This window comes from Streptomyces sp. NBC_01525, assembly GCF_045040405.1.
Taxonomy (GTDB): domain Bacteria; phylum Actinomycetota; class Actinomycetes; order Streptomycetales; family Streptomycetaceae; genus Streptomyces; species Streptomyces benahoarensis.
This window is the reverse complement of the sequence record NZ_CP109397.1, coordinates 5,837,031-5,848,961: the sequence shown is the minus strand read 5'-3', so window position 1 is coordinate 5,848,961 and position 11,931 is coordinate 5,837,031. Positions and strand designations below refer to the sequence as shown.

Sequence of the window (11,931 nt, the reverse complement as noted above, 5' to 3'; positions counted from 1 at the left end):
AACCCCAACACCCCACCCACCACATCACCGACCAACCCGCCCCCTCGACACACGCGGCTCGGCCGACCCACCCTTCCCGACAACCCCCGCATCGTCCCCGGCACTCACACCCGACAATCCACGCAGCCCCATGACATTGTCATCCTCAAGCCGCGCAAAACCCTTGGCCATGGCACCAATACCCTCAGCAGTACTCCTCACGACCGCACCAGAACCTTGGACTCCATCCAGCAACTGGTCCCTGGACGCCGCATACCCCTTGAGGAACTCCTCACCGATGGCGTCATCTCCCCAAAACGCGCCCAACGCCCTCAGCGTCCCCTCCAGACCCGAACCGACCCCCACAATCCGATCAGCCATCCCCTGCACACCAGGCACAGCCCGCGACAGACCATCCGTATCCACCGAAAACGCCCCGCCAGCCACCACAACCTCCTCTTTAAAACAACACCAGCAAAACCCACCCGCAACAGACCACAACGCCCCGGAAGAGCTACCGGCGGGCGGTGTCGCCACCGTCAGGGCGGCCGCGCTCAACGTAGTGGCGTACCGATTGCGGCATGCTCGGTTCCTCTGGCAACAGGGCGGACGGATCGAGCTTGCCCTGGAGAAGGTCGCTCATGGTCACACCAGGGGGGAGATGGGTGGACGTCAACTCTCCAACCTGCTTCAGCGCCTCAGCCCTGGCCTGCCCGATCGTGCTCAGCAGAAGGTCGGCGAGTTCCTTCGACGCCATCCGCCGATAGGCCCCGGTGGGGAACTCGATCGCATTGACATCGCCCTGCGCGGACACGGTCACCTTGACGGCCTGCCGTGGCGAGACCACCGTCGCGGTGACTTCGTTGATCCGACGCCGGGTGTCAGCTGCTTCCTCCCGCTGTCTGCGGTACTGCTCCAGCAGTTCCTCGATCCGCTGGTCATACGGGGTGGTAGACACGTGACGCCACCTTCCAGTGGACTTCCGCTTGGACAATCGGCACCGACTGCCGAAAATAATCAAAAACCGCCTCGAAGCTCGCAGCCGGAACCACGCGCCGCCCCCAGGCCCTACCCACCGTCAGCAGAGCCACGGATTGGCCGAAGCTCTCACAACCAAGCCAACACCTGCCCACGAGGCGCCGACCGGCCGTTCCGAGCGACCATGACCGCTTGTACATACCGCTCTGCCCCAACAGCCCTCCGCCGGCAGCAGGCATGCACCATCACTGGATGAAGCGCGTCCTCTCGGACGTGGCACCCCAGCTGCTCTCCTCCTGGACCAGCAGGTCAGAGATGGCCTTGCGGGCGGGCTCTGCCTGAACTGCGGCCTGCCCCGAGTCCGCGACAGTCTCTTCATCCGCCTCGTGCGGATCGAACGAACCATCGCCGCAGGCCATCGGTTCGTAGCTGGATGCGGGCGCACCGGCCCCGGCGCCGGCAGCCGCGGAACGGCTCGGGCGCCAGGTCGACAATTGCTGAGCATCGCCGACGGTCCCCCCAGGCGGCGTCTCCGCCGCGGTCGCGATCCCTGGGACCACGGCTGCTGCGTTGCCGTGAGGACTGTCCTCGGCCATGGGACTGCCGGGGACTCCGGCCTGGAGTCCGTCCCTGCCGGGAGCCGTCCACAGCAACGGCGCGATCGATGCTCCTGCCGCGTCCCAGGCAGAGGTGTCCTCGGCGCCTTCGGAGTCAGGCTGCTGGGCTACGGCCATGGGGGCGTCGGGACGTTCCCCAGCGGCTACCAGCCGCTGGGCTTGAGGGGCTTCGCCTTCCGGTTCGCTCTGTATGGCGAACCCCGTCACGGGCAGGACATCGAGCGCTCCCCCGCCGACGGCGGGGACGCCACCGTGGACCGCCGCCTCGGCCGCCTCGGCCGCCTGACCCGCTTCCTCAGCGGATGCGACGGGCTCCTCGGAGTGCCACTCCCCCTGTACGCCAGCCAGCAGGCCCGAGCCGTCCGGCCGTTCGCCAGTCCGTCCGTTGCCGTTTGGAGCTGCGTTCGTTGCAGCCGTTGCAGCCGTTGCAGCCGTTGCCATCATCGCGATACCGGGAATCTGCGCCGCCGCGGACTGGTCCGGTGCGGTGTGCCCGGCGGTCGCATCGCCGGCATCTCCCTCCGAGGGCACCATGGCGCCTGGCTCAAGGGTGATCGGCTTCCCGTCAGACCCCACTGCGGTGCCTTCCGTGGACGCAACGGGTTGTGTACCAGGGGCGGCGAGCGTAATACCACTGGACAGCGTCAAACCCGTGCCGCCCGCAGGGGCATCACCGCCCGTGATCTCGGTGTCAGGGGCGTCCACATCGCCGGTCCACGGCTCAGCGCTCGATTCCAACAGACCTGACGCATCGGACCGCTCACCCGAGACATTGCCGTTCGCGGCACCGGGGCCAGCCCCCATCCCTGGCATGAAGGGCATACCGCCGAGCCCCGAACCCGACGTGGCGCCACCCATCGCCGCGCTACTGAGGGCCGACGCCGCCCCGATGTCGGGGGCAACGCCGAATTCGGCGGCGTGGGGGAGGTTGAGCCCTTCGCCGCCGGGAGCGGCACCAAGTCCTGAGCCAGGCTCGCCGTTACCGACGCTGTGTTCACCTGCCCATGGTTCGCCGCTGGGGTCGAGAAGGCCCGAAGCATCGGAACGTTCGCCAGCGCCCGCTCCGCTTCCTGGGGCGCCGCCCATGCCACCCATGCCAGGCATGAAGGGCATACCGCCGGCTCCTGAAGCCGACAGACCAGCATTCACCCCGGTATCGCCGGGGAACGACGCCTCGAGGCCTTTGGGCAGGCCGCGCGACTCAAGGGCAGGGATCTTGTTGGGGAGATCCGAGTGCAGCGACGAGGGGATACCGGACTTGGTGGACGTGCCGCCGGGGAAGCCGGCCAGATTGTGGAGGCCGGCCCCGCCGCCAACCTTGGGCACCGTCGATCCAGCGCCGCCAACCTTGGGCACCGTCGATCCAGGGCCGCCGACACTGGTTCCGCCAGGGAACTTGGCGGGTGAGAAGGTGTCACCCCACTTGGCCGGGTCGATGGAGGCGAGATTTGCGGTGCGGGGCAAACTCCCGGTGCCGCCGGTGCCCGTGCCTCCGCCGAAACGGCGCGGGGGCAGCAGACTCGCGTCCATGGGGCCGAGCCCCCCGGCCACGTTGGGCGCACCGACGCCCGTGCCACCCGGGAACGGTGAGATGCCGTCCAGTCCGGAGACGCCCGGGTTGAGCGCCTTGTCCAGGGCCACCGGATCGAAACTCGAATTCGGAGCGATGCCATGGGCGTTGGCAGCCGGGAAGCGAAGCCCGGCACTCGGGACGGTGTCGCTGCTTGGCAACCCCGGCAGCTTGGGGGCGAGGCTGCCGGGAACGGAAATGCCTGGAAGAGGAGAAACACCGGTTCCCGGAGTGTGGTCCGAAAACTTGAGACTGCCCAGATCGGGCCTTCCGACAGGCGAGCTCACCGGGTTCGGCGAACGAACAGCATCGATCGTGACCTGGTACTCGCCTGCCAGGCTCTTGAGAACGGCACGCATGTCGTCCGTCATCATCCGGACCAGATGAGGTTTCGCGCTGATCGGAATCAGGCCGTCGGCCATCGGCGTGACGCCCTGCTGCCGAGCCTGATTCGCATACCAGATGTCGATCTCCGCAAGCTTGTTCTGCGCGTTGGTGAGATTGACGGCATTGTCGGCGAGTTGCTGCGGAACCGAATGACTTCCGGTCGAACCACCGGAGAGCACCTCGGCGTTGGCCCGCACCTGTTTGGAGAAGGTGGCCATCCTGTCCAGGAACGAGTCGGCGGCGGCGCCTTTCCATGGTCCGTTGTCACCGGCGAGCGCATTGGCCTGATCGGCAAGGCTTTTGGCGACCACGGCGAGAGTCTGCTGTACCTGATAGAAGGCGTCGGCAGCATCCTGGAGCGACTGGGGACTGGCCACCGAGCGGGCGCGGGCGTTGTTGGTCCCGTTGGTGACACCGGAGGACATGCCATAGACGGCTGCCTTGATCTGCTTCCAGTCCCAGTTGTAGTAGTCGGATTCGGATCCCGTCGAGCCACTGGGGTCGCCGAAGATCGCGCCGTCGTCACCTTGACGAAATCCGTTGCGATTGTATTTCTCTTCCGCCATTCTCTTTGCGCTCTCCTGGTTGGGCCGCGTCTACCGATATTCGCCGGTTCCGTTCAGCATGCGGCATCGCCACATTCAATCCGGGGAGCCCGCCCGAGCCGTCGGCCACCGTTCCTGGCGAGTGGTGACCGACGGCTACAGAATCAAATGGCTCAACTTCCAGATGTGCTACGGCTTTTCGGCCTTGCCGCCTGCGGCACCGGCGCCGGCTGCTCCGCTGCCACCGTTGTCGCTCATCATGGCGTTGAAATCAGCAGTGGCCGACTCCATGGCATCCTGAAGGTCTTTGGACTTCATGCCGTTGGCATCCTCGATCGACTTGTACTTCTGGCTCAACTGTCGTACGCCGTCGCGAAGATCGGTAAGACCGCTGGCGAGGTCGGCCAGGACCTTGACGTACGCATCCTTGAGACCACTGTCGCTGTTCGCTCCCGATACCTTTGTGCGTATCTGGTTGGCATGGTAAAAGGCACCGGGAGCGACGGAGACATTCCCCAGCACGTCCCCCGCCTTCTGCACTGCCGAGATCAACCTTTCGATGTTGCTCGCGAACAGCTCCATGGACGGCGTGTCGACCGATGTTCCGCCGGAACCGCTCGATCCTTTGGGAACCGGTGGCGGGTCGATGGGGCTCGCGTTGCGGGGCGTACCGTGGCCGGCCTGGATGTGGGAGTCGCCCTTCCACATCGGGAGGCCCAGGTCGTCCGGTAGGGCGTCGTCCTTCGATGTGAGGCCCATCTGGGGGCCCATTGGGGTGTTGTTTACCGTTACCGATGTTGCCATTAGTGCTCCCAGAGGCTGACACCCTGGCGCTCTCCACCGCTGTAGTGCTCGTTGATGGTGCCGAGCATGACCGTGGCCTGCTGAGACTTGGCCACCATGTCAGCTGCAGCGGCGTCCCACTTCTTCTTGGTCAGCTCATAGGTTTCACGTGCGCTGCTGGACCACTCACCGAGGTTCACCCTCGCTTCCTCGTCCAAAGTGGCCAGCGTCTGCTGGATCCGCCGGGAGATGGCGTTCATCTCGCCGACGATGAATTCGACCTGATCCATTTGCACGGTGAACGTCGTCATGCGGCTGACTCCTTGCCTGAGAGAGATTTAGGCGGTGGCGGGACAGGGCTCAGGAGGGAAATCCGGGAAGGCCGGCGTGGCCCGAGGAGATGAGCCGCGCGGCCTGGCCGGCTTCCTGCTGGGTCTGCTCGTGTGTGTTTGCGTAGACGCCGGTGTTCTCCTGCAGCTTCTCCAGCATGAGGCCCAGCTGCTGGTTGACGACGTTGAAGTCGTTAAGCCATTCCTGCATGGCGTTCTGGTAGATGTTGGCGGCCTGACCGGTCCAACTTGCCCTCAGGCCCTGGATCTGTCCGTCCATCTGTGTGTACGAGCCGGAAGCGTGGTCGAGCGCGGTCTGGAAGCTTCCTTGGGCACGCTTCATGCCCTCAAGCTCGACGGAGGTGGGCTGCTGGGCCATCTCATGTCCCTTCGTTGGTTCTCCGGCGGAGACCGGAAATTGACGGCGCTACAACTCCTATTCTGGTCATGTGCCACATGAGAAAGTTGATAGCCGGTCTACCTCCTGCCTGACCGTCTCATCACCTCTGCCTGTATTTCCCTGGATTCGAATCTGTGTCTCCCTGGAGTAGGGCGGGGAACGCCATGGAGGGGCGATCTCACGTCCGCACCAGTGGAGACGTCTCTGGCTGCCGATGCTCGGTGGGAACCGACTGCGCAGCAGTGCTCCCGCCCTGCTCCGCCGACGGCTCAACGCGCTGCGCTTCCGAACGCAGGGGCAGGTCGGACACAGTGACGGTCCGGGAGGTGGCCTGGGCCGCGATGCGCTCCGCCAGCCTGTGCGCCGCGTACGTCCCGCCGGCCAGCAGGTGCTCGGCCATGATGGGCGACAGCACCTCGGTCGCTTCCTGCCCCAGCCGGAAGCCGAGCCTGGACAGGTGACGCGCCGTGAGCTCGACGAGTTGGTCGCCGGTGTAGGCGGGAAACGAGAGGCGCTCGGCGAACCCCCCAACCAAGTCGGCACGTTCGTTCAGCAGGATCTCCAGGTATCGGGGACGGCCGCACAGCACCACCGCTGCGCCTTGCCCTGTGCCGACCGCCTTGGCCAGGCCGTCGAGCACGGCCCCGCGTTCGGCGGCAGGCCGCCGCTCGAACGCCGGGTCGAGCTCGGGCACGAATACTCCCCCGTCGGCCTCCTCGAAGACTGACGCCAGGTAGTGCTGGGGCTGCTCGGCCCAACGTGCCGGGACGGCGGAGAGCGGGAGGTGGTACGGAGTTCCCGTGCTCAGCAGCCCTAGTTCGGCGAGGCAGCGCCCGTACAGTCGTGCCATGGTGCGCCGGCCGCTGCCCACTTCACCTTCGAACACGACGTTCGCCAGCCCTGCGACGCGTTCGTTGCGCTGACGTAGCCGTACCAGGATGTCGAGCCGTACCCGGAGTGCATCCCGCGCGGACTCGACACCGATCATCGCGCCGAGCCGACGGATACCCGGACAGTCCGCGCGCGGTTCGTCGCTGTCGCCGGGCGTACCGGGGTCCTGATCTGTCCAGACGCTGACGTCATCGGCAGTGAGCCTGCTCAATTCACTGTCTTCCTGAGGGGGTTGAGCAGCGAGTCGTGACGCCTGGTTGCTGATCATCGACTCGAAGATCTGGCGCGCGACGCGGCCGTTGCCGAAGGTCGCGCCCTTCGGCACGTCCTCGAAGTAGCGCCTCAGCGCGTCCAGGGCGCTGTCCGTGAGCTCGTAGTAGTGCTTGGCGGACAGTCCCCGGACGATGGTCACGAGTTCACTCGCGCTGTAGTTGGGGAATTCGACGGTGCGGGAGAAACGGGAGGCCATGCCCGGGTTGGAGGCCAGGAACTGCTCCATGTGCTCGGAGTAGCCCGCGACGATCACCACGATCTCGTCGCGGTGGTCCTCCATGAGTTTCATCAGTGTTTCGACGGCCTCCTGGCCGAAGTCGGGGCCCGTTCCTCTGGACTGGTTGGTCAGGGTGTACGCCTCGTCGATGAAGAGCACACCGCCCAGCGCCTTGTTGAAGACTTCGGTCGTCTTGATGGCGGTGCCGCCGATGATCTGAGCCACCAGGTCCGCGCGGGCAACCTCGACGATGTGGCCCTTGCTGAGGATGCCCAACTCCGCCAGGACAGCGCCGTACAGCCGTGCCACTGTGGTCTTGCCCGTGCCGGGAGGGCCGGCGAAGACAAGGTGACGGCTCATCGGCGGCATGGGCAGGCCCATCTCCTGACGCCGCTGGGTCATCTTGTTGAGGTTGATCAGGCCGGTCACTTCCTGCTTGACGCTCTCCAGGCCGACCAGCGCGTCGAGTTCGGCCAGCGGCCCGGTGCCGATGTGTGGTGCCTGGCCAGGTTCCGCCGTCGGTACGCCGTCCGGAAGTGAACGGCCGTGGCTGTCCTGCTGCGCGTCGGCCTTGAGCCGGTGTACGGAAGTGCCGCCGTTGTCCCGAACTTCGCAGTCATGGACCTGGACCGGCTCGTCGGTGTTGCAGCGAATGCCATCGCCCGCGTTGTCGAAGACCGTGCAGTTGCTGAGTTCCGCTCGGGCGGAGGCCTGGATGTTCAGTCCGTGTCCGCGGGCCCCCGACACCCGGCAGCCGACCGCGGTGACCGCACCGCCGCTGACCGCTCGGATGCCATCAGTGCCGGAGTCGATGAACTCGCTGTCATAAGCGGTCAGTTCGGCATCGGTGCCTACCACGACCCCGCACTCCAGGAGAGCTGAGGATTCCACCACGGCGTGCGTGCCACCGGTGAGCGACAGCCCCTGGCCCCCCGGCGCGCGCAAGCGCAATCCCGAGAACTGGCCCTTGGCCTTCTCGTCCAGCTCGATGCCGTTGCCTCTTCCGAGAGTGATCTCTGCCTCGCGCAGCGCCAGCGTCCCCTCGCCGGCCACCTGGATGCCGACGCCGGAGCCACCGGTGACGGCGCAACGCTCGATCTGCACGGCTGCGCCGCCGGTAACGCGGATGGCGGTGCTGTCGGAGTCCCGCACCGTGAGATCGCGGCACGCCACCTCGCTCGCGGCCTCCACGAGTACGCCCACGGGTGTGCCGGTGATCTCGCACCCCTCCAGGCGAGGGCGGGAGCCGCCGCCGACGTGAATGCCGCCCTGGGCGGCCGATGTGATGCTGCAGGCCGAGAGCACCGGCGCGGCACCACCGCTGATGTGGACGGCTTGTGCGCCGGCCCCGGAAAACGTGCAGCCGGTCAGCACGGTCTCGCCGCTGCTGGTCAGGTAGGCGTCCAAGGTGGCGCTGCCGGTCACCGAGACCTCTCGCAGCTCGGCGCGGGCATCCTGTTCGACGGCGACGGCTGGTTTGCCGCTGTCGCTGATATATGTGGCCTCGACTTTGGCGGTGCCCCGGCCGTTGACGCAGATGCCGTTGCCCCGCGCCCGACTCAAGGTGCACTGCCGCACCTCCAACTGCCCCTGCTCGGCGACCACGACGGCTGACGAGCCGACGTCGGCGACCTCGGAGCGCTCCAGGACGTTGCCCCCGCTGGAAGTCACCACGACGCCCGCGCCCTGCCTGTTGGTCACCCAGCAGTCGCGTAGGGCCAAGGTGCCGTCCCGCCAGGCCAGGACGGCGGCCCACGCTTTACCACCGGAGACCTGGCAGTCGTCGAGCGCCGCCTGCCCACGCCGGACGTCGAGCACAGGCGCTTCCGGGTCGGCGCCGGACAGCTCCAGGCCTGACAGCTGCACAGCGTCGGCGTCCACGGTGACGGTACTCCCTGTCGCGGAGTGGATCTGGACGGTGCCCGGTCCCTCCGCCACGAGGCTGACCGTCCGGGTGATATTGAGGGACTCCTCGTATCGCCCCGGCGCCACCGTGATCAACGCTCCTTCGGCGGCTTCGGCTAGTGCCCGGGTGATGGAACGGTGGGCGCCCGGGCGTTCCGGGGAGACGAACAGCACTTGCCGAGTCACGGCTTGGCTCCCTCATCTGGCAAGGTCAGGCTTGTCATGCCCGAGGGCATGGGGGCATCCGACGTGACGATCAGGCCGGGCGGAGTGCCGTCCGGCCACAGACGTGCGGGAGGCGTCCCGCGGTTGTCCGGCTCTTCGAGGGCTTCGACCGCCCGTTCCAGGCCTGCGATGGCAATCTCGTCAAGAGGTACCCGCTCGATGTCCACCAGGCCGTCTTCGGCGATCTCCGAAGATGACACTTCGCGCAGCAGCAGGATGTTCCGCTCGTGATCGATCCGCAGGACCTTGAAGGCCGTGCCGGGGAGGAAGAGCACCCGGTCGGGGGCGGCTGGGTCGAGGAGATTGGTCCGACGCGCTGTCATGGACCAGATCAGGAAGCCGGTACCGTCCCCGGCAGCGGCACGCAGCATGGTGGTCCGTGCGGTACAGAACCCCCACTCCGTGGCCAGTTCGCCCTCGCCATACCAGCTACGTTCGGCGGCACTGAGCGTCGCACGCAGCAGGGCTGGTCCCCGGTAGGACGGCAGCCGACGAAGTCCCGCGGCCACACAACGGGCCAGTGGCACATGCGGTCCCGCCGTCGCACCGCGTACCGCCTCGTCGAACAGACGGGTGTCACCGGACAGGTAAAGCCGCACCGCGGCCAGGTCAGTCAGGGCGTCGGCGTCGTCCGTACGCGAAAGACCTCGCAGGCCCGGTGATTCGGACATCACCCGGGAGACGGATCCCGCGACCGCGTTGTACTGCTCGCTGAAGTTGCGCCGCACCCACTCTCGTTCCCGTTCGATCCCGCGCTCGGGTGGAACACCACACGCGGCGGCCTTCGGCGCGAGCTGGACTCGGACTTCCCCGGAACCGGTCGGCTTCGCGGCCGTCGCCGCAACCACGGGCGTCGCGGTGGGCGAGGTGCCGGCTTTCGGGAGATCAGCGTCCGGCCCCCTCCGGACGTCGGGCTCCGGTGTCGGGGCTTGCGGCGCTGCGGATTCCAGGCGGATGCGGGGTGCGACGCTCTGGAGCGGACGTGGGACGGGCGCTACGGGCGGGTCCTCGGGCGTCGCGATCGGTGGGGCCTCCCTGCTGGGTGCTGCCGCGAGTGGGGCCAGTGCCGGTGTGTGAGGCGTCGGTACAGGTGGGGATGTCTGCGTTGATCCCGGCGCTTCGTCCGACTGGTTCTGTTCACGGTGTGCCACGCCCCCAGCGGGGGGTGCGACGGGCGGATGATGCGGCGATGCCGGTGGGGCCGTGGCGGACCGGGTCACGGGGTCTGCGATGGCTGCCCCCGGGCCGCTCTGCGCCGTCTGCGGTGCCCCGTCCGCCGTGACCACGATCGGGGCAGATGCGTCTGACTCCGCATGGGTGCGCTGCACGGAGGCGGTACCGGGCGGCGGCGCGGATTCGGTCGGAGGTGGCGCGACGGACGGCCGGGAGGACGGAGCATGCTCCACCCGCGCCCCGACGAGGGCCTCACCGGTGGCCTGCACCGCCGGTGCCGCCGAGGCCGACCGCAGGGCCGTTTGGGCTGACGGTACGTCAGGAGCTGGCATTGCGCCCTGGGCGACCCGCTCGGTAGGGGCGACGGTTCTTGACCACTGCTCCTCGTCATCGAGGGTGAGTGCGAGCCTGGGGTCGTCGGCGGGCGCTACGCGGAAGCAGTCGCGGGTGGCTGGGTCGAGCCGCCACAGCATGTCCTCGGCCAGAGAGCGCATGCGCTCGGCTGTCTGTGGCGTGCTGCGGTCGTAGAGGATCGCGGCGCGGCCGGGACCCGGGGGCAGACGGCGGATGTCGTTGCCGTTCGCCGGTTCGGCCGATGGACGCATCCACAGCCCGCACTGAACGACCTCCAGCACGGCGTCGGAGGCGAACTCGTACACACCCGCGGAGATCTCCGGGGCGTCGACCAGCGGGGCCCGTACGCCGAAGAGAGAGGGCGGCGGGGGCTCACTGCCGGTACGCGGGAAGTACATCATCTCGCTGACGAAGGAGCGCCAGCCCAGCGAACCGTCCTGGCGCACACCGTAGACCTCGGGCGAGTGCAGGCCTTCCCGGGCCTCCACCGGCATCCCTGCATAGAGCACCACCTGCTGACGGAGCGCGTCGGCCAGTTCCTGCCCCAGCGCGTCGCCCCGCGTCGACACCGGCCCGTATGGGATGAACCGAGCCCAGGAGGGCACCGAGGGCAAAACCATGTCCCAGAAGCGGGATACGTCAGCCAGCGGGACCACCGGTCCAGCGGGATTCCCCAGCACCACAGTGAGGATGTCCGGGTGGCCGGGCAGGATGTTCATCAGCAGTTGCCGACCCACCACGGCCGCGGCAGGCGCCAGTCGTGCGCTGCGCACCCACACCCCGCTCGGCACGGGTTCGGCCACGGTCTCCGGGCCGACCGCCCAAGGTCGGTCGATGGTGGAAAACTCCCAACGGGGTTTGGGAAACCGCATGGAGTCCCGCTCCACCCCCCGCCCCGGCCGGAAGCGCAGCCAGCCCAGTCCGTGGTCGGTCGGGACGAACAGCCCGCCATTCGCCGTGCGGAGCACTTCGCCGTCAGGGGCAACGACCAGCTTGTTGAGTCGTTCGGCGATGCGTTGCGCAGCCCTGCGCACCTCATGCGGTGTGCCCTGCGCGAAGACAAGCCGCAGGCTTCCGGGACGATTTGCCAGCAGTTTCACGACCGGCTCGTGCACCGAATCGTGGGAGCCTGCGGGGAGGTCCAGGAAAACCAGGGTGTGTTGCGGGTCCGCGGCCAGACCGGCCGTGAACGCCACGGCCCGTGGATCGGGTTCACCGGCGGGGTGCACCAGCAGGGCATGGCCGACCGTCCGGCACTGCACGGAGCGGCCGGGCACGCGCAGGCGACTGAGTCCGAGTTGCACG

General features: G+C 67.5%; 7 protein-coding genes. All 7 read right to left on the bottom strand.

Features of this window, described 5'->3' with window-relative positions:
* Window positions 1-493 precede the first annotated feature (493 nt).
* The 7 genes from OG422_RS25610 to OG422_RS25580 all read right to left on the bottom strand — a co-directional run bounded on the left by OG422_RS25610 (window position 494) and on the right by OG422_RS25580 (window position 11,930).
* Window positions 494-937 (bottom strand): YbaB/EbfC family nucleoid-associated protein, encoded by a 444-nt coding sequence (locus OG422_RS25610; protein WP_405746030.1) that lies wholly within the window; start codon window positions 935-937, stop codon window positions 494-496.
* A gap of 265 nt (window positions 938-1,202) precedes the next feature.
* Window positions 1,203-4,097, bottom strand: coding sequence for a hypothetical protein (locus OG422_RS25605; protein ID WP_405746028.1), 2,895 nt, complete (start codon window positions 4,095-4,097; stop codon window positions 1,203-1,205).
* Window positions 4,098-4,265: 168 nt separating this feature from the next.
* On the bottom strand, window positions 4,266-4,880 hold the full coding sequence (locus OG422_RS25600) for a hypothetical protein (RefSeq protein WP_405746025.1): 615 nt from the start codon (window positions 4,878-4,880) through the stop codon (window positions 4,266-4,268).
* Window positions 4,880-5,170: a WXG100 family type VII secretion target gene (locus tag OG422_RS25595; protein WP_405746022.1), complete on the bottom strand. Its 291-nt coding sequence runs from the start codon at window positions 5,168-5,170 to the stop codon at window positions 4,880-4,882. Before OG422_RS25595 ends, OG422_RS25600 begins: the two co-directional genes overlap by 1 nt.
* Window positions 5,171-5,219: 49 nt before the next feature.
* Window positions 5,220-5,567 (bottom strand): WXG100 family type VII secretion target, encoded by a 348-nt coding sequence (locus tag OG422_RS25590; RefSeq protein ID WP_405746019.1) that lies wholly within the window; start codon window positions 5,565-5,567, stop codon window positions 5,220-5,222.
* Window positions 5,568-5,766: 199 nt separating this feature from the next.
* Window positions 5,767-9,060, bottom strand: coding sequence for a right-handed parallel beta-helix repeat-containing protein (locus OG422_RS25585; protein ID WP_405746016.1), 3,294 nt, complete (start codon window positions 9,058-9,060; stop codon window positions 5,767-5,769).
* A complete protein-coding gene (locus tag OG422_RS25580) occupies window positions 9,057-11,930 on the bottom strand; it encodes a hypothetical protein (RefSeq protein WP_405746014.1) in 2,874 nt (957 codons plus the stop codon). The genes OG422_RS25585 and OG422_RS25580 overlap by 4 nt, the downstream gene beginning before the upstream one ends.
* Window position 11,931 lies beyond the last annotated feature (1 nt).